Below are 22,652 nucleotides of genomic sequence, written 5' to 3'. Positions count from 1 at the left end.
ACAATTGAATTAGAACTATGCTCCGTACATGAACAATTCTAAATGTTCAAATAAGATATTAAAGCCAATACCGATCAATACTAAACCGCCAATGATCTCAGCTTTTTTCCCAAGTATCGGACCTACGTAACGGCCAATCATCATCCCAATTGTTGCCATAATCATGGTCATTAAACCAATTGTCATCGCAGTGTGGACAATATCAACTTGTAAAAATGCTAAACCTAAACCTATTGCCATGGCGTCAAGGCTGGTGGCAATGGCCGATAATATAAGACTTGAAGAGCTATTACTTGAGGGTTTAGTGCAACATTCATCGTCTTTCTTTTTATAGCTCTGCCAGATCATTCTGGCACCTAAAACAAATAATAGGCTAAAGGCAATCCAGTGATCCCAACGAATAACATATTGGCTTGCTAAAATACCAATTCCCCAGCCGATAATTGGTGTGATCGCTTCAATTAAGCCGAAGATAAAACCAGTTCGTATTATTTCTTTAAAATGGGGTTTGTGTAGCACGGAACCTTTACAAATAGCAACAGCAAAGGCATCCATTGATAGCGCAAGCGCTAAAATGAGGGTGGCGTAGAAGCTCATAACATAACCTCGGTTGGGTGTTTCCATATACACATAAATTACCCCCAACCAAAAGGCTTATTCATGTGTCTATGGTCTTGCCAACCTATAATTATAGTAATTATGGTGTCCGCACCACGTTTAAAATCAAACGAGCATGTTGATACGGACTTTCTGGAAAGAATATATTTCCAGAACAGGCTACTCCCCAATGACGTGGGATGAAAGATACCATAATTTATTATAAAGGCAACACTTTTCGTTGTTGACTATTAAATCGTATTGAGAATAATTTTCATTTGCGATATTAAGAAAATTAAGGCTAATTAAATATTTAATTAACCTTAGTTTTCTTAAGAATATATATTTGAATTATTTATGATTAATGAAGAAATCATAAATTCTTTGAAAATCATCTAGATGCATTGCTTGTATGTGGATTTTCTTTTGCTCTAATCCGATTATTAATATTCCATCTTCGGATAAATTCATTGTTTTAATTCTATCGTATAAAATAAAAGTATTAGCAAAATAAAAACCTGTTTGTTTAAAAAATAACTTAGGTCTTCTTATAAATGCTAAGTAAATCGACATTAAAATAGTAATCATTAATAAGTAAGTGGTTAATAAACTACCGTGGCGGATAATATTTGTATAAATAACGATGCAAATTAATACAATAAAAATGATGGCATCAACTCGATGTTTTCGTTTTAGATTAATTTTTAGGAGGGTCTTCCCTTTGAGTAATGGCTGGATGAACTCATCATAAATTGCATACACAAGCATGATCAAAATGATAATAGCGAGGATTGAATCATTTAAGGTCATTGGAGTGCCTTTGGCTAAGTAAACATACTATAGAGCTTAAAATTAAAAAAGGGAGGCTGCAACCTCCCATTTAAATAATTACAGATAATTACGGTGCTAAAAAGTTTAGCCAAGCACCGAGAATACCTAGACCGAAGAAACCAATGATTATCCACAATGCATTGACTTTACGACGTAGAAGCCACATACACGCAAATGTGAGCAACAACGGCACTAAGCCTGGCATCAATTGGTCAAGGATCATCTGAACGGTGGTAATATTTTCTACCCCAGTCGTCGGGTTTTTAATCCGTGAAACTTCGAGCGGAATATTAACGTGTGTCCATTTGTTAACGAGCGCCCCCATGACAAACAGGCCGAGTATTGACGCTCCTTCTGTGAGTTTTTGTAGGAAGCCACCACCAATATCTTGAACAATATCAATCCCTTTTTTATAGCCATATGAAACGCCATAATAGAGAGTTAATAAGCGGATTAAGTTGAACAGGACAAAGAACAGAACTGGGCCAAGTAAGCTACCAGTCATCGCAATACCTGCGCCTAAGGCTGCAAATACTGGGCGAACAGTTCCCCAGAAAATAGGGTCACCGACACCAGCTAATGGGCCCATGAGACCGACTTTGATACCATTGATAGCACCATCATCAATATCCGCACCATTGGCACGTTGTTCTTCCATTGCCATCGTTACGCCGAGAATAGGGGCTGCGACATACGGATGTGTATTAAAGAATTCGAGATGACGCTTGATTGCTTGCTTACGATCGTCGTTATTTTCAGGGTAAAGGCGACGAATAACAGGAACCATTGAGTAGCAAAAACCGAGTGCTTGCATACGCTCGAAGTTCCAAGAACCTTGTAATAGGTTAGAACGTAAGAATACACCTCGAATATCGCTTTGTGTCAGCTTTTTCGCTGCCGGTTTTGTGATATCTACCATTGTGCTTCTCCTAGTCTAATTCATTGTCAAGATTGTTATTACTGCTATTCCCTTGTGTCACAACAACTTGTGACTTGTTGTATTTTGGACTGAGTTGGATATAAAGAATCGCCATTACAGTACCAATTACCCCAAGGGCAACAAGGTTAAAGTCAGTAAACGCAGCGGTGACAAAGCCTAAGTAGAAGAATGGCATTAGGTAGCCTGCACGCATCATATTGATAACCATTGCATAACCTACAACCACAATCATACCACCAGCAATATTCAGACCATCAGTTACAACTTGAGGGATAGAATCTAACATCTGTTGAACTTCAGAAGTACCCACTGAAACCGCAACAATTAGCGCTGGGATTGCAATTCGCATTGCTTGAAGGAGTAACGCCGAAATATGGATGAAACCAATTGCTGATAAGTTACCATTGAGCGCAGCACGGTCAGCGGCATGTTGGAATGCAACGGTGACGGTACGAACAATAATCGTCAGAACTTGGCCAGCGGCAGCTAATGGGATTGCTATTGCAATACCAGCACCGATACTTTGTCCACCAGCAATAACAAGGATAGTTGAAATAATCGATGCTAAAGCAGCGTCAGGTGCGACCGCAGCGCCGATATTCATCCAACCTAATGCTATCATTTCAAGCGTACCACCAATGATGATACCGGTTTTCATATCACCTAATACGATACCAATGAGCGTACAGGCAATAAGAGGGCGGTGGAACTGAAATTCATCGAGGATTGAACCCATACCTGCGATACAAGCAACGACGAAGACCAGTACTATTTGAACAACGGTAAGTTCCATTGTTTAATCTCCTGTAACCAAACAAGTTTATAAATCTGTTATTGAGTAATGGTGCAAAATCAATATAAATTGATGCCCAAAAAAGTATTATTTTTTAAGTTTATTAATCAAATCCATCATCCGAACTTTACTGTCTGAAGACACTTTACGGACTTCTAGCTCAATATTTTTATCGTTCAGATAATTAAATGCATCGATATCCTCTTGGTTAATTGAAACTGCATTTGTCACCATGGTTTTACCTTCGTGATATGCCATGCCGCCAATATTAACCGATTTAATATCAACGCCTTCTTCGACAAGCCGTTTTACATCAGTTGGGTTAGTAAACAGTAGCATTACACGTTCACCTGAGTATTTAGGATTGTTATAAACACGAATACATTTAGCAACATCGACAACATGCGCAGTAACACCAGGAGGTGCGACTTGTTTTAGTAATGTGGAACGGACATGGTCTTTAGCAACTTCATCACTCACGACAATAATACGCTTAACGCCTGTCTCTTTAGTCCAACGTGTCGCGACTTGACCATGGATCAGACGGTCATCAACACGCGCTAGTGCAATCACCATATGCTCTCCCGGGCCTGCAATAACCGGTTGTGCGACAGGAGCTTTAACTGGTGCAGAAACGACTGGCGCTTCAGTTTCTTTAAACTTGAATGGACGAATGCCACCACGGCCTGTTTCTAATGCAGTATTGATTAGTTCACTCATCGATGGATTATCATCACGGCACATGAATGTTTCCACAAGCATGGGCACATTTACGCCAGTGATAATCTCATAGCTTTCATGTTCATTGACAATACGGCTAGCGGCATTGAACGGACTTCCCCCCCATGTATCAACAAGAAATAACACCCCTGCGGTGGTATCTAATTCAGTTAATTTCTGATTGTACTTATCGAACAGGGTGTCAGCATTTTCACCAGGGACAAAATCAATAAACGAAACGTTATCTTGTTCGCCTATTAACATTTCCGTGGTTCGAAGTAACTGCTCAGCAGCGACTCCGTGGGTACCAATCATAATAGCTATACTCACTATTTTTTCCTCTCAACAGATAAAAACGGAATAAATATGTGGATAAAATTGAAGCTAAAAAAAGCGGCTCCTTTTTATCAATTTCCCCTGCTACATAATAGTAGCTGAATAATGACGATCTATGTTATCAGCTAATTATTATATAAATATATTATAAGTAACTAAATCGGCAACAGCATATCATTTTGCTTTATCCTAAAAACTTGTTTCGTGTCAGAAAAATAAGAATATACCTAAAATTACTTAATAATTAATGATATTATATTTAAAATATGTAAATAGTTATTATTTTAACGCAAAAATTGTGTTATTTTTAGTTTGTTACGCTGTTATCGGTAACAAATACTAGTCAAAAATTGAATAAAAAAACCAAAATTTACACTCACTAAGCTAAATTAACTGATTTAGTACATAATCTATACGCACTAAAACTACGGTTTTTAGAATAAAATAATATTGAGTAATATTTTTAAGTTAATCAAAATGTTGTATTTAAGGTTAAAAATCAACCGATGACATGCGTGAAATTGATAAATATAGCTTGTGAATTAAACTATTTTTAAATGACGAGATGATTTGAGAATTCTTTTTTATCGAATCTAAAAAAGAGTTTTTAATGATTAGAATAAAAAACCTCCCCAACTATGTTTTTCTTGTATGAAAATAGTTGAGAAGGTTTATGTATTGGAAAATAAGTCTAGCTTAAGTTAATGTTGCTTTGATCATACCAGTAGCAAAAATCATTAAGAAACTTAGTCACATTGAACTTTGATTGCCAAACCACCGCGAGATGTTTCACGATATTTAGCATTCATGTCTTTGCCTGTTTCATACATAGTTTCAATAACTTTATCGAGTGAAACGCGGGGCTCACTGGTTCTGCGCAATGCCATACGCGAAGCGTTGACGGCTTTTACAGAAGCAATGGCATTACGTTCGATACAAGGAACTTGAACTTGTCCTGCTACTGGGTCGCAAGTTAATCCTAAATTATGCTCCATACCAATTTCAGCGGCAATACAGACTTGTTCTGGGCTACCGCCAAACAATTCTGTCAAGCCTGCTGCTGCCATAGAGCATGCAACACCAACTTCGCCTTGGCAGCCAACTTCAGCGCCAGAGATAGAGGCGTTCATTTTATACAAAATACCAATCGCCCCTGATGCAAGGAAATAGCGTAGATATAATTCAGGGGTAACAGGCTCAATACAGTGATTATAATAAGCTAATACTGCTGGAACGATACCACAAGCACCATTAGTTGGGGCTGTGACAACACGGCCACCAGCAGCGTTTTCTTCGTTAACGGCTAAAGCGAACATATTGATCAAGTCGATCACATTCATCGGATCATTTGAAAGATTGCTCGACGATGTAACGAGTCGGTTAAGCGCAGGGGCACGACGTGGAACTCTTAGAGGTCCAGGTAAAATACCTTCAGTATTTAAACCGCGTTCGATACAAGATTGCATGGTGTGCCACACATCGCCAAAATAGGCATATATCTCATCTTTAGCATGCAAATCCAGCTCATTTTTCATCATTAAGCTAGAAATCGATAAACCTGATTTTTTGCAGTTAAGTAATAACTCTTCCGCTGATTTAAAAGGATAAGATACGGGTTTGCTATCTGTAGTCGATTGACCGAAATGTTCTTCGTCAACGATAAAACCACCACCGATAGAATAGTAAGTTTTGGTGTAAATTTCTTTGTCGCCAGCAAAAGCATGAATAGTCATGCCATTTTCATGTAATGAAAGATTATCTTGGCGAAAGTTCATACCGCCTTCATGAGGAAAATCGACAGAGTGTGTGCCATTTGCCAGCAACAGTTTCTGAGTATTTTCTACATTAGCAATAAAGGCAGGGATAGATTCAATATCGACAGTGGCAGGTAAATTACCCGCTAGCCCCATAATAATTGCGATGTCAGTATGGTGCCCTTTTCCAGTAAGCGATAATGAGCCATACACATCAACAGAGATGCGAGTGACGGCTGATAATAGTTTTTTGCTTACTAAATCATCGACAAATTCTTTCCCAGCTTTCATTGGACCAACAGTATGAGAGCTTGAAGGGCCTATGCCCACTTTAAACATGTCGAAAACGCTTATCACGCAGGACTCCTTAAAAAAAAGATGAATATATAGTGATTTATTTTAAAAGGCGCTACTTTACTGTTATTTAGTAGTGTTAACCAGTAAGTTTAAAGTATTTTTTAAAATAAGGTAGTTTCGTTAGGTGAATTGGTCATTAATAGCACAAATTGTATTTTATTAAGTTTAAAAAGCGTTGAAACAAGAATTATTGTCTATGAAAAAATAATTTAGATAAAAATGCCACCCAGACGTTTATGCTAAATATTTTTGATTATTATGGTAAATATATCAGAACAGTAAAGCGAGGGTGTTTAGTTAAGTTGTAATGCTAATTGATGGATAATTGCGGCGGTGAGACCCCAAACGAGGTGTCCATTGTACCAATAGAAGAATATTCGGTTTGGACGACCAGCGCGTTTGATATCTATGTACTTATATCGTTGGATAGATAACGCATCAAATAAAGGAACTTCAAAGATAGAAGATACTTCGCTAGGATTAGCTTGATAAGTGAGATTATCCGGCAATAAACCAATAACCGGAGTGACTTGATATCCACCATAACTTTGCATTGGCGCGAGTTGACCAAGAACTTGTACCTTTTCTGGTGGAATAGCAACCTCTTCATAGGCCTCTCGTAGGGCTGTTGCTATTATAGTGCTATCTTCTGGATCACTCATCCCACCAGGAAAGGCAACTTGTCCGGCATGTGAGCGTAGTAGAGGGGAGCGTTGCGTTAGTAGTAACGTTGGATTGGCTTTGTTAATAATTGGCAATAAAACGGCAGCAGACTTACCCGTCTGTTTAATTGGTTGACGGGCAAGTGGTAATGTAAACTGAAAGCGATTAATAAAATCATTCAGTTCAGTCATCGAGGTTTAGTTCTCCCAGTAAAGGCAAAATAAGAGACAGTTTATCAAACGTTTCTTGATACTCTTTATCCGCTTGGCTATCTGCAACAATACCACCACCCGCCCAACAAAAAATGTGTTTTTTATAAGTCAATAATGTGCGGATAGTGATGTTGGTATCCATATTGCCACAGAAACTAATATAGCCTATAGCGCCACAATAGCCATGACGGCGATGAGGTTCAAGCTCTTCTATGATTTGCATCGCTCGGATTTTAGGGGCACCTGTAATCGAACCGCCCGGGAAACAAACGCGTAATAAATCCGTTGCTGTATATTGGGGACTCAGTGTTGCGGTAATGGTACTGACTAAATGATGCACCGCAGGGAATGCTTCAACGACAAATAATTCAGGAACTTTGACTGTACCTGGAGTGGCAACACGGCCAATATCATTGCGTAGTAAGTCTACTATCATCAAGTTTTCAGCGCGATCTTTCGGCGAGTTAGCCAGTTTCTCAGCTTGAGCGATATCAGCCTCTGCATCATCTAATCGGGGTAATGTCCCTTTGATAGGGCGAGTTTGAATTTCACCGTTTTTTAATAAAATGAAACGCTCGGGTGAAATGCTGATGACAGCATTGTCGGGGAGTCGTATAAAAGAAGAAAAAGGTGCACGATTACTTTCTATTAAAGTTAAAAATGCATCCCATTCGTTACCTTTATATTTAGCTTTAAATCTTTGAGCTAAATTGATTTGGTAGCAATCACCATTACGTAAATATTCATGGATCTGCATAATATTATGATGATAAAGCGCTTTTGGCATATTCGATTGCCAAGCTGTACTCAATTTGAAGGTGTTTTTACGCGGTGCTTTTTGCTTTTTTAACCAAGTTAATCGGGAGTCTGCATCATCATAACTAATTAATGTCACCGTTTTATTGTGGTGATCAATGATTACCGCCCATAAATAAATACCAACGGCCATATCAGGAAATTGTATATCAGTGCCTGCACTTTCTGGAATTTTTTCAATATAACGGCCTAAATCATAACTCCAAATTCCCATGGCACCGCCATTAAAAGGAAGTGTTGTATCAATTAATTTGGGTACTTTATATTTATCAATAAGTTGTTGAAGGACTTCAAACGGTGCATCATCAGGGATATAAGCGTTTTCGTTTCTTTCATTTACTGTTGTTTGTCCGCCACTTGTTATAATGGTAGCTACAGGATCGGCAACAATAATATCGTATTGATTATGTGAATGTTGCGCATTACCTGAATGTAAGAGCATAGCCCAGGGCTGGTGCGCTAAGGGAGTAAATAAATCGATTGCCACATCAGGGCTGTAGGGTAATTGAATTTTATTGATGACCATTATGGTGAGCTAAAATTAGGTTTCGTAAGTGGATAGTGTGAGATTAACATATAATCTTATCTTAATAAGGCAAGAACTGTTAAAATTTAATTAAAAATTTGCACAATTCACTTCTGTACAATTAATTTTAATCTTTAATTAATGAGGTTTTAACATGCTTTCAGGCATCCCAGTACTAAACCATGAAGAACAGCAAGAAGCCGTCGACAAAATTCATCAACTCATAGCCGATGGAATGAGTAGTGGTGAAGCCATTGCAATTATTGCACAGGAAATTAGAGAGAGCCATAAAGGAAGAGAACAAGTTCACGCTATCTTTGAAGAACAAGATGCAAACGAAGATAATAATGCGAACGAATATGAAAATACAGATGAAAACGACGATTCAGATGAAGATGACGGTGAATACGAAAATTAATACAAAATAAACATCCTATTAACATTTATGTGTAAATCTGATAAGTTTAAGATTAGTTAACGCATTCTGCTCATAAGAAATACTTTAAAGAATAAATTAAAGGTGTCTTAAAAATAGGGATATAAAAATATCACTAATCCATAAATGAGTAGTAAAACTAATTAAACTTTAGCCTATGTAGCATGGGTGTCGGAGAATAGTATGGAAGTTAATAGAAAAATAGCTGTTATTTTAGGTGGTTGTGCTCTGATTTTTAGTTCTGTTGCTATGAGTGTTAATAAGGACGAAGGTAAAGCGGCTGCGTTTGTCAGTTGTCAAAATCTAACCGAACCACAAATTGCGGCACAGGTAAAAAAAGATTTTATTAATAACCGGTTACCGCGTTGGGCTGATGAGAAAGCGATATTAGGTAAAAAAGCGATCGCGTGGGTTAATGATAATGACGTCACTAAAACTGACTCGGGTTACACAATACCGCTAACGGTAAGAGGTTCAAAATCAGATTTACAATATCGAGTTGTAGTTGATTGTGAGCAAGATACTATTACATATAATACCCTTAATTAGGGTTTTACAATGCATTAATAAAAAGGAGAATCATTAGGTTCTCCTTTTTTATGCACATTTATAACGTTAATCTGTAAATATAATGTGTGATTCTAGCGATTTCTTGGCTCATAGGGAAGACGAGCAAAATGCTGAGATAATTGACGATAATAAACTAAACGTTCTCTAAAATACTCTCTAAGATGCTCTGGCTGTTCACGTTCAACGGCCTCAGGAATGATCGGTACATTATAGCGTTCTTTAAATGCGACTCCTGAAGCTAATAGGTCGGTATTGATTTTGTCCATTTCATCTTTAGGTAGCAAAGCTAGGTTATGGCTCATGTCGGATCTCTGCAATTAAATATAATCTCAGGAGAGTTTAGCAATTAAATGAGAAAAAATCTCAATACATTTATTTTAAATAATAGATTAAATCGCCTATATTTAACCTATTATTACGTTGATTATATAGATTAAAAAATGATGAAAGATAATGAGATTGATTATTATTTTTCTTACTAAATGTTATTAATAATCAGTAATTTGTATTTTTTTGTTTTAATATTGTTTTGGGGTTTTAATTATTTTAATACTGTGCATAATAGCACCATGAGTTATTAACCAATAAGGTATAAATATGTTAACTACTGACATGATTAAAAAATTAAATGAGCAATTAAATCTTGAGTTTTATTCTGCAAATCTTTATTTGCAAATGAGTGCATGGTGTAGTGATAAAGGCTACGAAGGCGCAGCTGCATTTTTGAAAGCACACTCTCAAGAAGAAATGGAGCATATGCAACGCTTATTTGATTACCTTAGTGATACCGGTGCTTTGCCACGCCTAGGTCAAATTAATGAGCCGCCAGTTGATTTTAAATCAATTGGTGATGTATTTGCCCAAACTTATGAGCATGAAAAGCTTATTACTGCTGAGATCAACAAATTAGCGCATTTGGCGATGAGTACTCAAGATTACTCAACATTTAACTTCTTGCAGTGGTATGTTTCTGAACAGCATGAAGAAGAAAAATTGTTTAAATCTGTTCTTGATAAACTGGACATGGTGGGAGAATCAGGTAAATCACTATTCTTGCTGGATAAAGATCTCAAGAACATGTCAACAGCTGCGCATATCTAGCTACTATAGATAAAGTCGGTTAACACTCAATTAGTTTCCTATCATTGCTAGGGAACCTGAGTGATAAGATAATTAAACTCGGGGCACATAGTTATTTATGTGCCCCGAGTTGTTATATAAATCTGTAGTTAAACCGCTTGAGGTATGAACGATAAGCTTTTTTATTTTCATTTTGTGTTAAAACTCACATGCTAGGTCTTTAAATCTCTCTTTTAAGCGGTAAAACTGCTTTTTTTCCGTATAATGATTGGCAATAAATCTAAATTCACCTGCAAATTAAGGGGTTATAATGCCAATTAACCATATTAAATCTTCATGGCGTCAACTGAGTGCTATTGCTGTTCTATTCTTAGGCATGTCATTCCAACAAGCTTTTGCCCATGCTCATCTAAAAGATCAGCTACCGGCAGAAGGCGCCGCGGTAGAGCAAGTACCAGAATCCATTACTCTGAATTTCTCTGAAGGAATAGAAATTAACTTTACTAAGGTGGATATCGTTGGCCCTGAAAGTCAAAATATTAAAACCGGTAAAGCTACTCTTGATCCAGCTAATGATACAAAAGTGATTGTTCCTATTGAAGATAAGCTTGCGATCGGTAAATACGATGTCAACTGGAGTGTTGTTTCTGTGGATGGTCATAAAACTAAAGGAACATATAGTTTCACTGTGAAATAATATGTCACTGGAAGCTTTTTATACGCTCATTCGCTTTGTTCATTTTATAGCTGCAATGTTGATGTGTGGAATGTCAATTTTTGCGGCTATACTTAGTTATGGCCAGTTTAGTTACTTGTTAAGCCGCTATCTAAATAAAAGTATTATATTTAGTGCGGCACTTTCATCAATAACCGCATTTGCTTGGATGTTTGCACAAGCGGGATTAATGGGTGATGGATGGCAAGATACCCTCGATTGGAGCGTTTGGCAGGGTGTACTGGGTACAAATTTCGGCCAGGTTTGGCGCTGGGAATTATTGTGTTCAGTTATTTTATTTGGCGTAATATTTATTCGTCCAATGAAAATTCGATTACACCTCGTTCTTATGCTTTCTATTGTGATGTTAGGTTTGCATGCATTTATTGGTCATGCGGCAATGTACGATGGCCTAACTGGAACACTTCATCGATTTAATCAATTTATTCATCTTATTAGTGCTGCATATTGGTTTGGTGGCTTATGGCCATTTTTAATCTGTATACAATTTTTACGCCATAAAAAAGAATTGGTGGCAGGAATTGATAAACAAATCATATGCACTATGACGCGTTTTTCGCGAATAGGGCACATTGCGGTTGGGTTAGTACTGATCACTGGCGTGATTAGTTCAATGACGTTGTTACCTGATTGGCCTTTTGTTTATTCAGCTACTGAGTATCAATCATTACTATGGTTAAAAATAGTTTTAGTCAGCGTGATGGTGTTACTTGCTTTGGTCAATCGATATATCGTCGTACCAAGTATCAAACAGAAGGGACGTGTAAATTATTTGATTATTAATAGCTGGGTTGAATTATTGCTTGGTACAATGGCTATATTGGTAGTTTCTATATTTGCAACATATCAGCCTGCTTAATTTGTTATTTAAATCGAGTATAATAGGCTGATAATAGTTGCTTTATCATTTTTACAAGGTCATTTTAATGAAATACAAATTAATTATTTGTTCGTTATTACTCAGCGGAATAATGATGGGTTCTGCTATTGCTGCACCGCTGACAACTGTGAGTAAAAAACAGTTTGGTGATGAATGGCCGTTTACACGAGAAGAAGTGATGTTGGAATGTCGCAGTAATGGTGCCATGGTTGTTATTAATCCAGCAACCTTGATGCAGTATCCTTTGAATGATATTGCAACATCCCTCATGGAGAAAAAAGAAATAAAAGCACAACCGATTGATATCTTATTGGCGCCAAAGGATACAGATAAGACAACGGCAGAGCGAATTAAGCCATTGCAAATTGAAGCTCAAAAGCTGTGTGATAATAAATAGTAGTTATAAATCCATTTCAAATTATTTTAAATACAACTTAATTGTATTTTTTCTGTTATTTATTAATTGGTTATAAAATTGAAAGGTTTGAGTAATTAAACATATAGGTATAACCTATTAAACAAATAGTTCAATCTTAGAAAATTAAGCAATAAATTGTGTTAATAATATGTAAAATAATGGCTAATTAAAGTGGTAAGAACGTGAGTTGAAGGCTAGTATTAAATTGTACTTTGTTACGTCTCAATGGCAATTTTAGCGCACGGCTCTGCCAGAGCCATTTCCCAAGGCCAGGTAATCGGAATCTACCAGGCCTCTTTTTTTGCCTATTAGTTTGCTGCTCATCATATCTTGCATAAAAATAACTCATCATTATGACATGGCGTCATTAAGCTAACTTCATTATCCAATGGTGGTTATCTTTATCGTAGTGATGGCGATAGAGTAGTACAGGCTTCTCATCAATAGTCGCGGGAATACTGGTATGTTCATCCCAACCATCTAATTGCATACAAAAATCCGTATCGGAATCACAAGGAATACTTATCGTGTCGCTTTTTTGACTCGACATGATGGCATCATTTATTTCATAGGATGATATTTTCAATGTCACTATGCTCATAGCTATACCTCTATCGTCAATTTTAAGGTTGAAAAACTCAGGCCAACAGAATTAAGCATAGTATAATTGGAAGTGATTTCCAAAATATTTTTTTACTTGAAAAGTAAGGGAGGTGCAATGCATTGCAAGCATGCACCTCGATAGGGATTATTTCTTAGGAATAGCGGTTCCCCAGTCTAACCAATCTGCAGGTGGCTCTAATTTTAGAATGAAATGTTGTTCACCTTTAGCTTTAGGTGCAAGTGGTATAGTAGGCGGTGTTGCTAAAGAAATACCACCACGGACAAATTGCTTGAATGTCCCACTTCTCACTACGCCGCCCGTTAGGCCGAAGGTCAGGTTATACCCTGAAGATAACCAGAATTGGGTATTGTCACGGATCAAATATTGATACTCTTTGCCAATACGCGTTACCACATAAACGCGATCGGAAAGCTCTCCCAAATATAAACTGGTGACAGTTCCTATTTCTAAGCCTCTAAATAAGATTGGAGTGCCAACTTGTACTGAACCTGCTTCACTAGCATCAAGATAGATAGTCAGACCATCCAAATAACGAGAGTCAGTAATATTGGCAGTCTGTAATTCAAATTGGTAACGATTTCTATTATCTCTACCCGGCTCAGCACTAATATAAGGCTGTAGCAGGGAGTCCAAATTATTAAATCCAGCAGGGGATAACTCAGGGGTTACTATCGCAAAGCGGCTGCCGAGTTTAGTAAACGCTTGCACATATTCGGGGTAGAGGATGGCCTTAGCTCTGACCTCATGATTATCAGCAGATAGTTTGAGCGATTCAATCTGACCAATATTGATCCCTAAGTAACGTATTGGCATACCTTCAGATAATTTTGATGCATCATATGTGGTTAATGTGACAGCACTTCCAATTGCTCTTGCCGCAGTTTCTGTCGAATAAAGTGTATGCTGGCGAACGGAGTCGAGTGAGCCCGTTTGTATATTATCAAAACTGATCGCTCCGCTTATTGCGCGGCTAAGAGGGGCTGCTTGAACGGTTAAACCATTTGCATTGAGCTGAACCTTTGCACCGCCTTCAGCCCAAAATACACTTTTATCTGTTAATAAATGCCGATATTGACTTGATATGTGAATTTTGACATCAAAGCTGCTATCGGTCGGTTTAATGGCAATAATTTTTCCGACCGCAAACTGACGATATAGTACGACAGAACCTGTTTGAATATCAGGAAGGCTCGATGCATTCAATGTTATTGTGGTTGGAGGTGCAGACCCGAGGATACCCGCTTTGGCATTGTCGTCACTGCGGTATAATGGGAACTCATCAGGAAGTGGTTCTTTCCCCTTGCCGGGAAGTAAATGAATACCACCTTCAATCCATTCTTGAGGTGCAGCGCCTTGGAATTGTATGCCATTAAGGCCTAATTGCATATCAATGCGGCTGTTAGCCACAAATTTGCTGTCATTTTTTACAAGATGACGATACTCATCAAAAATAGTGATATTAAAACTCACTTTTTCATCAGATAAGTGACGTTGTAACACTTCGCCTATCTTGATACCGCGATAAACAATGGGTTGCCCATCATTGACGCCATAGGTATCTTGAGCCCATAAAGAAAGGCGAAGGTTATCTTTCTCTTGTTGTTGGTGCTGTTTTACATCTTGTTTATTGGCTTGCAATACAAATTGTTGGCCTTCTTGTGCAGGTTTACTCCCTGATGGCGAATCAAATGAAACCGCGCCGTTAATTACAGCGGAAAGGCTTTCCATTTTTACATTTACACCGGAGTTTAAATTAATCTCACCCTCAACACCGGATACATTCCAAAATTGGCTATTTTCTCGAACTAAATTGGCATAGCGTTTCTCAATGACGGCGGCAATAGAAACGCCTTTATCATCCGGTAAAATAGAGTAATCAGAGATATAACCGACAGGGACTTTGCGGAAATAAATAGCCGAATTTTCATTGAGTGAACCAAGATCTTTAGCTGTCAAATAAATGAGCAATTCACCGTCATCAATATTGAGCTGAGGGGGACTATCTTGCGCAACAAATTGATATTGTTCATCTCCTGCATTGGGTAACATACCAATATAGTTCCCCCCCACTAAAGCATCCAATCCTGAAACGCCTGCAAGGGAGGCTTTCGGTGTGACCAACCAAAATTTCGTCCCTGATGTGAGTGCTGAACGCATATCTTTATTGACGCTTGCCGTCACGATAATGCTTTTCATGTCTTTACTGATAGTCACGGACTGGACAAGGCCAACTTCGACACCTTGGTATCGGATGGGTGTTCTATTTGCCACAACACCGGGAGCAGATGAGAACTCTATAGTGATTTCAGTTCCTTTCTCTACCCAATGCTGAAATAAAAGCCAACCCGCAATAAATACTGCAACAAGAGGGAGTAGCCAAAATGGTGAGATACTGACTCTTTTGCGTAAGATGACATCTTCTACGGGTTCAGAAGGGTCATTTTGTTGATTTTGATTTTCCATAAGAATCCCAAATAAGACGACTATCTAACCATTCAACGGCCAGTATGGTCAAAATAACAGCTGTACCAAAGTATAAGGCCGCAGGCCCCATAGTAAATGACATTAACTGGTCACGATTGACGAGTGTCATCATTAATGCAATCACGAATAGATCAAGCATGGACCAGCGGCCTATCCATGAAACAATTTTAAGCAGTTTCATGCGTAACACAGGATCAGTTTTACTGTTGAACTGAATTGAAAATAGTAGCAATATCATGATGATAATTTTAATAAATGGCACCAGAATACTGGCAATGAATACAATAATGGCAATAGGCCAATTTCCTGAGTCGATTAATGAAACAACGCCTGAGTAAATGGTATCTTCTATACGTTTTCCGTTAAGATAAAAAATTGATATAGGTAATAAGTTTGCAGGAATGAGTAATACTATTGCGGCAAGTAAAGCTGCCCACGTTTTTTGGAGGCTGAGTGGTTCTCTGTAATGTAAAGGGCGATGGCAACGTTGGCATTTCCCCTGTGAATTAGGAACCCCAGTATAATGGCAAGCAGTACAAGTCAACGTGTTTTCAGTTTTAGGTGCATCTTCTACTACATAAAAATATTGCCAAAGCCGATCAATATTCATGTGAATGATGATTAATAAACTGACAATTGACATTGTAATAAAAGCAATTAAGCCGTTATTGATATATACCGTGGCATAGTCTTGCATTTTTATGGACGCAATTCCAAGTGCAATAAGATATACGTCGAGCATCACCCACTCTTTTAGGTGGCGAAGAATTAATAAAATCGGTCGTAGATTTAAATTTAAGCGTTGACCAATAAATAAATAAATAATGCAGGTCGGTAATAATAATGGTGCAACGATCGCACAAAAAGCCACAATACTGGCGGTAAAAGGGTCGCCTTGTTGATTTATTAACCTTATTCCTTCGATAACATTGGCGTTAATCTGTGCTCCCAGCAAATTAATCGATATCAATGGCTGCCAAAAAGCGATAGGAGCAAGCATTAATAGGGTGATTGCAAGTATCAATAAGCGATTTAATGACCACGAGCGGCCATCATCGAGTTGAGTTAAACATTGTGGACAAACAATGACTTGTCGTACACTAAAGTTAGGTAAATGTATTTTTTGGTTGCAGTAGCAACAGCGTTGCAAAATCATGTCAGTATGATTACTTTGATTCATATGCGCTTATTGTATGGGTTAACTATGATGTAATCTAGTGTAAAAAAATTTACGACAAAGTCACAAATTGGTAACCTTAACGCTACTCTTATTGATGATTTTTTTAATTACTTGATAAATACAAGAAATAACTATGGATAAAAAGAAGTATTATCTCGAACTTTCAGCTAATCTATCTAGCTTACTGGCAGGAGAATATGATTTAATTGCAAGTTTGGCGAATACCAGTGCGTTGCTATTTGAACGTCTAGATGGTGTGAACTGGGTTGGGTTTTATTTGAGTAATGAACAAGAGTTGGTGCTAGGGCCATTTCAAGGAAAGGTGGCTTGTGTCAGGATAGCGTTTGGCAAAGGTGTTTGCGGAACCGCTTTTAGTCACAATCTAGTTCAACGTGTGGCAGATGTTCATGCTTTCCCAGGTCACATAGCTTGTGATGCGGCAAGTAACGCTGAAATAGTCTTTCCTTTAGCGGTAAATGGGCGAATTATCGGTGTTCTAGATATTGATAGCCCAAATTTCGACCAGTTCGACCAAGAAGATGAGGATGGGTTGCAACACATTGTAAACCAGTTGTGTCAACACCTGGGAATGTGTTCTACGCCAAAATATTACTAAATATTGGTATGTTAAATTAATAGTAACGTGGCAATTGTCAGCAACACGATTATAATGTCGGCTTGTTCATGCCCGTGAGGTTGGCAAAATTGTTGTTATCAGGAAATTTCATGGAAAATCAACCTAAGTTGAAAAGTAGTAAAGAAGTAATCGCATTTTTAGCGCAGCGTTTTCCACGTTGTTTTATCGCTGAAGGCGAAGCTCGTCCGTTAAAAGTCGGAATTTTTCAAGATATCGTAGGATGTCTGACCGAAGAAGATGGTATTAGTAAAACGCAGCTACGTTCTGCGTTGCGCATGTATACCTCTAGCTGGCGTTATCTTTACGGTGTTAAAGAGGGAGCTAAACGTGTTGATTTGAATGGCGATGACTGTGGCGAATTAGACGCAGAGCACATTGCACATGCACGTCAGCAATTAACTGAAGCGAAAGCAAGAGTTCAAGCACAACGTGCTGAGCAAAAAGCGCAAAAACGTCCTGCCGCTAAAAAGCCGAGTGAAAAAACCGCTCGTAGCCCTGAAGCTGCAAAAGAAAATGCGCCTCGCCGCCGTCCGTCAGACAATAAAGAACGCCCGCAAAACACGCCTGCAAAAACCCCACGTCGTAATAACGTTGCACCAGAACAAACATTGAAATCAGTAACTGATATCAATGCATTACAAATTGGCCAATCTTTAAAAGTTAAAGTTGGGTCGAGTGTAATGGATGCCTCTGTAATGGAAATTGCTAAAGACGGTGTTAGGGTTCAATTGCCAAGTGGACTGGCAATGATTGTGCGCGCGGAACATTTAAAGTTCTGATACGGAGGTCCATCAGGTCATGAACAAGCTTCTTAAAATAGCACTTGTTGTTAGTTTAGCGACTTTCGGCAGTGCAATTGCTAATACTCAAGCAGTGACGCCAGTCACTGCTTCCCAGTTACCTGTTTTAAAACAGAATGTACAACATGGCACAGTGAGTGAAAGAGTGAGTTCAAGATTCACTCGTTCCCATTATCGTCAGTTTGATTTAGATGAAGAGTTTTCTGGGAAAATATTTGACCGCTATCTGAATATGTTAGATTTCGGACATAATGTTTTACTTCAATCCGATGTAGACCAATATGCTAAAGATAAAGCAAAAGTTGGCCAGTGGCTTGAAGATGGCAAGTTAGATAAATTTTATGACCTGTATAACCTTTCGCAACAAAGGCGTTTTGAACGATTTAAATATGCCCTTGCTCGTCTCGATCAGCCAATGAATCTTGATGCACATGATTCAATAGAAGTTGATCGTTCGAAAGCGCCTTGGCCTAAAGATAATCAAGAACTTGATAAGCTTTGGGATCAAAAAGTACGATATGATTGGCTAAATCTAAAACTCGCCGGCAAAGATGACAAAGAGATAAAAGAAAAGCTGACTAAACGTTATAATTTTGCTTTAAGACGTTTGGCTCAGGCGCAAAGTGAGGATGTATTTCAACTCATTATTAATTCTTTTGCTCGTGAAATAGATCCCCACACCAGTTATCTTTCTCCGCGTAATACTGAGCAATTTAATTCTGAGATGAGCTTATCACTCGAAGGGATTGGCGCAGTATTACAGCAAGATGACGAAAACACAGTCATTAACTCCTTAGTTGCGGGCGGTCCTGCATCTAAAAGTAAAGAGCTGAAAGTAGGCGATAAAATTATTGGGGTCGGCCAAACTGGTAAGCCAATTGTTGATGTCGTTGGTTGGCGTCTTGATGATGTTGTCGCGCTAATTAAAGGCCCTAAAGGTAGTCAAGTACGGCTAGAGGTTGTTTCTGATACTAAAGGGGCTAAGCCACATATAGTCACTATAGTAAGGGAGCAGATCCGACTGGAAGATCGAGCTGTAAAACTGACAATTAAGCAACAAGGTAAAGATAAAGTTGCTGTATTAGACATTCCAGGTTTTTATGTTGGGTTAACTAATGATGTTAAAACTCAACTGCAAAATATGGCAAAAGATAATGTATCAGCCTTGATTATTGATCTTCGAGGTAATGGTGGTGGTGCATTAACAGAAGCGGTTTCTTTATCTGGTTTGTTTATTCCTAAAGGTCCAGTTGTCCAAGTTAGAGATAACAACGGACAAGTTCGCCAAGACATAGATGATGACGATGTTGTTTATTACAAAGGCCCATTAGTCGTGCTTGTTGATCGTTTTAGCGCATCTGCATCAGAAATTTTTGCAGCAGCAATGCAAGATTATGGCAGAGCGTTAATTGTAGGTGAGCCAACTTTTGGTAAAGGTACCGTTCAGCAACACAGAAGCTTGAGCCGTGTTTATGATCAAATGCTAAAACCAGAATGGCCGTCGTTAGGCTCAGTACAATATACCATTCAGAAGTTTTATCGTGTTAACGGGGGTAGTACACAACGTGAAGGTGTAACACCTGATGTTGTCATGCCAACAGGGCAAGATCCTGCGGAAACAGGTGAGAGCTTTGAGGATAACGCGCTTCCTTGGGATAGTATTCCGCCTGCAAACTATACGAAGGCCGGTAATGTTGCTGGGGATTTATCTGTCATAAAAACCAAGCATTTAGATCGTATTAGCAAAGACCCTGAATTTAATTATATTGATGAAGATATTGCACGTTATAAGGTGAATAAAGAGAGTAAGAATCTGATATCACTTAATTATGCGGAGCGAGAAAAAGAAGATAATGAAATTGAAGCGACTAAGCTAAAACGCATAAATGAACGTAATTCCAAAGCAGGTAAACCATTACTTAAGTCACTTGAGGACTTACCTAAGGATTACGAAGGCCCAGATCCGTATTTGGATGAAACGGTTAAAATGGCAATAGATCTGGCTAAGCAGAATACCAAGATGCTATCTAACCAAAAATAAATTTATTCGGCTATAGATTATTCAATAAGCCAGCGAAAGCTGGCTTTTTTGTGTGTATTACATTTACATTATTAGTTCACTGGCAATATTTAAAACTCTCAACTTCAATTAGTTATAGATTTCTTTACCTTTGCTTAATTTATCCTAAACTTTTAGGGTATGTTCCTTATTAATGAGGTAATGCCAATGAATAAATTATTTTTAGGATTGATTGCGGTTATCGTTATAGTGATTTCATCATTAGGTACTGCTAATGCAAGGAATTATCCTTGTTCAGGCAGTAAGGGTGGAATTGATCGTTGTGATGGCGGCCAATTTATTTGTAATGATGGCTCAACGAGCCGCTCTGAACAGGTCTGTACTGTAGAGTTAAAAAATTCAATTAACAGTAAAGCGGGTGTAGCTGGCGCGAGTGTTTCAAAGTCATCAAGCAAGCCTTCTGTAACAGAATCAATTAAAACGACGAATGAAAAAGCAAATAAGAAGACCAGTGAAAAAATTGGCAAAGCATCAGATGACACTGCTGATAAAATTAAAGATGTAAAAAGTACGACCACGAAGAAAGTAGATAAAGAGCCACTAAAAGCGACAAAGGAAAAAATACCTAAGGATATTGATAAAGAATCGACTAAAGCAACAAAAGAAAAAGCGACCAAAAATACTGATAAAGACACGACTAAAGTGGTAAAGGATAAAGCTGCTAAGGCGACTGGTACAGATACTACTAAAGCAACAAAAGAAAAAGTGACCAAAGCCGCTGATAAAGAAAAAACTAAAGTTGCAAAAGAGAAAACCGTAAAAGATACCAAAGAAAAAGCGCCAAAAAATACGACTAATTAACTTTAGTCTATCGACATTTATCATTATTTTGAATAGATGCCATCTCATTTGACGTGAGATGGTATTTTATTGTCATCATTGCATACTAATAGAGATAGTAAGAATGAATTAAATTTGATAAATAAAAAGTTAAATATGTGTCTCTAGTCTCATGTTGTGTATAAGATGGCGGAAACTAGAGGGTTACTCATATGTATGCTGTTGATATCAAGCCTTGAATTTTAAAAGTTAATTATCTAGAAAATGAATGATTATTTTTGTACTTTTAAAAACAGTGAGTTATCAGTATCATTTTATATAATATTGCAAGAAAACAATCTTTTTTGAGGCATCTATTCATATTATATGTAAAGTTATGTCGTTTTTTGCTTTTTTCATGTTAATTGACTTGAAATAGTGTGAAAAAACCTTATTTATAAAGTAAATTCTACGTGATATCTGTTTTTACCAAGGAATACATAAAAATGATGAGAATTGTTTTATTCTTGCTCACAAACTTAGCGGTTATGTTTGTGTTTGGGATAATCTTAAGTTTAACGGGCATTCAAGGCAGTAGTGCTCAAGGTTTGTTGATCATGGCTGGGCTGTTTGGTTTTGGCGGTGCATTCATTTCTCTATTGATGTCTAAATGGATGGCGCTTAAATCTGTTGGTGGTGAAGTTATTGAGTCACCCCGTAATGATGTCGAGAGATGGCTAATAAACACAGTAGGGCGCCAAGCACAACAGGTAGGTATTCAAATGCCTCAGGTTGCGATTTATCATGCGCCTGATATAAATGCATTTGCAACGGGAGCTCGCCGTGATGCATCTCTTGTTGCTGTTAGCACGGGCTTGTTAGAAAACATGAGCCGAGATGAGGCAGAAGCGGTTATTGCGCATGAGATTAGTCATATTGCTAATGGTGATATGGTGACAATGACGTTGCTTCAAGGTGTTGTGAATACCTTTGTTATCTTTATTTCTCGTATTATTGCACAGCTTGTTGCTGGGTTTATGTCAAACAATAATAATGAAAATGAAAGTAGCAACGGCAATCCCATGGTTTATTTTGCAGTTTCAATGGTATTAGAGATTGTATTTGGGATACTTGCTAGCATTATTACGATGTGGTTCTCTCGTCACCGCGAGTTTCATGCTGATGCGGGTTCTGCTCAGTTAGTGGGTAGAGAAAAAATGATAGCTGCGCTTCAACGATTAAAAACCAGCTATGAGCCACAAGAAGAAGGGCGCTTAATGGCATTTTGTATTAATGGTCGCGGTAAAGCATTTAGTGAGTTATTTTTATCACATCCACCGTTAGACAAGCGTATTGAAGCGCTGCGCTCAGGACAGTATTTAAAATAGTATTTGCATAGATCAAATGACAAGTTAAATAATA

23 protein-coding genes and 1 riboswitch are annotated in these 22,652 nt (G+C 38.0%); of the genes, 11 read left to right on the top strand and 12 right to left on the bottom strand.

What is annotated here, in order from left to right; all coding sequences use genetic code 11:
- Positions 1-15 precede the first annotated feature (15 nt).
- From mntP to pabB, 8 genes are all read right to left on the bottom strand, one after another.
- On the bottom strand, positions 16-597 hold the full coding sequence (gene mntP / locus AAZR93_RS04035) for a manganese efflux pump MntP (RefSeq protein ID WP_434719630.1): 582 nt from the start codon (positions 595-597) through the stop codon (positions 16-18).
- An 82-nt stretch (positions 598-679) separates the two neighbouring features.
- Positions 680-798, bottom strand: a riboswitch (yybP-ykoY riboswitch).
- Between the two features lie 150 nt (positions 799-948).
- Complete coding sequence (locus AAZR93_RS04030) at positions 949-1,407, bottom strand: DUF986 family protein (RefSeq protein ID WP_294105911.1); 459 nt, start codon at positions 1,405-1,407, stop codon at positions 949-951.
- An 88-nt stretch (positions 1,408-1,495) separates the two neighbouring features.
- On the bottom strand, positions 1,496-2,347 hold the full coding sequence (locus AAZR93_RS04025) for a PTS mannose transporter subunit IID (RefSeq protein ID WP_294105914.1): 852 nt from the start codon (positions 2,345-2,347) through the stop codon (positions 1,496-1,498).
- Between the two features lie 10 nt (positions 2,348-2,357).
- Positions 2,358-3,161, bottom strand: coding sequence for a PTS mannose/fructose/sorbose transporter subunit IIC (locus AAZR93_RS04020; protein ID WP_294105917.1), 804 nt, complete (start codon positions 3,159-3,161; stop codon positions 2,358-2,360).
- 87 nt (positions 3,162-3,248) lie between these two features.
- Entirely contained in the window at positions 3,249-4,211 is a 963-nt protein-coding gene (manX, locus tag AAZR93_RS04015; RefSeq protein WP_434719037.1) for a PTS mannose transporter subunit IIAB, read from the bottom strand.
- A gap of 752 nt (positions 4,212-4,963) precedes the next feature.
- Complete coding sequence (locus AAZR93_RS04010) at positions 4,964-6,328, bottom strand: L-serine ammonia-lyase (RefSeq protein ID WP_294105922.1); 1,365 nt, start codon at positions 6,326-6,328, stop codon at positions 4,964-4,966.
- A gap of 293 nt (positions 6,329-6,621) precedes the next feature.
- Positions 6,622-7,182: a CoA pyrophosphatase gene (locus tag AAZR93_RS04005; RefSeq protein ID WP_294105925.1), complete on the bottom strand. Its 561-nt coding sequence runs from the start codon at positions 7,180-7,182 to the stop codon at positions 6,622-6,624.
- Positions 7,175-8,545: an aminodeoxychorismate synthase component 1 gene (gene pabB / locus AAZR93_RS04000; protein WP_434719036.1), complete on the bottom strand. Its 1,371-nt coding sequence runs from the start codon at positions 8,543-8,545 to the stop codon at positions 7,175-7,177. Before pabB ends, AAZR93_RS04005 begins: the two co-directional genes overlap by 8 nt.
- 154 nt (positions 8,546-8,699) lie before the next feature.
- Between pabB and AAZR93_RS03995 the strand changes: the two genes are divergently transcribed.
- Positions 8,700-8,963 carry a YoaH family protein gene (locus tag AAZR93_RS03995; RefSeq protein WP_294105931.1) on the top strand — a complete coding sequence of 88 codons (264 nt, stop codon included), beginning with the start codon at positions 8,700-8,702 and terminating at the stop codon, positions 8,961-8,963.
- Positions 8,964-9,164: 201 nt separating this feature from the next.
- Positions 9,165-9,530 (top strand): protein YebF, encoded by a 366-nt coding sequence (gene yebF, locus AAZR93_RS03990; RefSeq protein WP_294105933.1) that lies wholly within the window; start codon positions 9,165-9,167, stop codon positions 9,528-9,530.
- Between the two features lie 92 nt (positions 9,531-9,622).
- On the opposite strand, the gene AAZR93_RS03985 is transcribed toward yebF, so the two are convergent.
- On the bottom strand, positions 9,623-9,853 hold the full coding sequence (locus AAZR93_RS03985) for a DNA polymerase III subunit theta (RefSeq protein WP_294105935.1): 231 nt from the start codon (positions 9,851-9,853) through the stop codon (positions 9,623-9,625).
- A 295-nt stretch (positions 9,854-10,148) separates the two neighbouring features.
- On the opposite strand from AAZR93_RS03985, the gene ftnA reads away from it, so the two are divergent.
- The 4 genes from ftnA (at position 10,149) to AAZR93_RS03965 (ending at position 12,644) form a co-directional block, all read left to right on the top strand.
- Positions 10,149-10,652 carry a non-heme ferritin gene (ftnA, locus tag AAZR93_RS03980; RefSeq protein ID WP_294105937.1) on the top strand — a complete coding sequence of 168 codons (504 nt, stop codon included), beginning with the start codon at positions 10,149-10,151 and terminating at the stop codon, positions 10,650-10,652.
- Between the two features lie 289 nt (positions 10,653-10,941).
- Positions 10,942-11,328 (top strand): copper homeostasis periplasmic binding protein CopC, encoded by a 387-nt coding sequence (copC, locus tag AAZR93_RS03975; RefSeq protein ID WP_294105939.1) that lies wholly within the window; start codon positions 10,942-10,944, stop codon positions 11,326-11,328.
- A 1-nt stretch (position 11,329) separates the two neighbouring features.
- Positions 11,330-12,226, top strand: coding sequence for a copper homeostasis membrane protein CopD (copD, locus tag AAZR93_RS03970; RefSeq protein WP_434719035.1), 897 nt, complete (start codon positions 11,330-11,332; stop codon positions 12,224-12,226).
- Between the two features lie 67 nt (positions 12,227-12,293).
- Positions 12,294-12,644 (top strand): YebY family protein, encoded by a 351-nt coding sequence (locus tag AAZR93_RS03965; RefSeq protein WP_294105944.1) that lies wholly within the window; start codon positions 12,294-12,296, stop codon positions 12,642-12,644.
- A gap of 388 nt (positions 12,645-13,032) precedes the next feature.
- Here the strand turns inward: AAZR93_RS03965 and AAZR93_RS03960 are convergent, their stop codons facing one another.
- From AAZR93_RS03960 to yebS, 3 genes are all read right to left on the bottom strand, one after another.
- A complete protein-coding gene (locus AAZR93_RS03960; protein ID WP_294105946.1) occupies positions 13,033-13,266 on the bottom strand; it encodes a DUF1480 family protein in 234 nt (77 codons plus the stop codon).
- 147 nt (positions 13,267-13,413) lie between these two features.
- Positions 13,414-15,753, bottom strand: coding sequence for a PqiB family protein (locus AAZR93_RS03955; RefSeq protein WP_294349871.1), 2,340 nt, complete (start codon positions 15,751-15,753; stop codon positions 13,414-13,416).
- Positions 15,728-16,954 (bottom strand): membrane integrity lipid transport subunit YebS, encoded by a 1,227-nt coding sequence (gene yebS, locus AAZR93_RS03950; protein WP_434719034.1) that lies wholly within the window; start codon positions 16,952-16,954, stop codon positions 15,728-15,730. Before yebS ends, AAZR93_RS03955 begins: the two co-directional genes overlap by 26 nt.
- Before the next feature lie 133 nt (positions 16,955-17,087).
- On the opposite strand from yebS, the gene AAZR93_RS03945 reads away from it, so the two are divergent.
- The 5 genes from AAZR93_RS03945 (at position 17,088) to htpX (ending at position 22,618) form a co-directional block, all read left to right on the top strand.
- On the top strand, positions 17,088-17,570 hold the full coding sequence (locus tag AAZR93_RS03945) for a GAF domain-containing protein (RefSeq protein WP_294105951.1): 483 nt from the start codon (positions 17,088-17,090) through the stop codon (positions 17,568-17,570).
- 110 nt (positions 17,571-17,680) lie between these two features.
- Positions 17,681-18,370: an RNA chaperone ProQ gene (proQ, locus tag AAZR93_RS03940; protein WP_336429955.1), complete on the top strand. Its 690-nt coding sequence runs from the start codon at positions 17,681-17,683 to the stop codon at positions 18,368-18,370.
- Between the two features lie 19 nt (positions 18,371-18,389).
- Positions 18,390-20,432: a carboxy terminal-processing peptidase gene (gene prc, locus AAZR93_RS03935; protein WP_294105956.1), complete on the top strand. Its 2,043-nt coding sequence runs from the start codon at positions 18,390-18,392 to the stop codon at positions 20,430-20,432.
- Between the two features lie 186 nt (positions 20,433-20,618).
- A complete protein-coding gene (locus tag AAZR93_RS03930) occupies positions 20,619-21,272 on the top strand; it encodes a cell envelope biogenesis protein TolA (protein ID WP_434719033.1) in 654 nt (217 codons plus the stop codon).
- Positions 21,273-21,736: 464 nt separating this feature from the next.
- On the top strand, positions 21,737-22,618 hold the full coding sequence (htpX, locus tag AAZR93_RS03925; protein WP_294105962.1) for a protease HtpX: 882 nt from the start codon (positions 21,737-21,739) through the stop codon (positions 22,616-22,618).
- Positions 22,619-22,652 lie beyond the last annotated feature (34 nt).

Source organism: Providencia sp. Je.9.19 (genome assembly GCF_051129765.1).
Lineage (GTDB): Bacteria > Pseudomonadota > Gammaproteobacteria > Enterobacterales > Enterobacteriaceae > Providencia.
The sequence above is the reverse complement of the archived record's forward strand: the minus strand, read 5'-3'. Positions and strand labels throughout refer to the sequence as shown.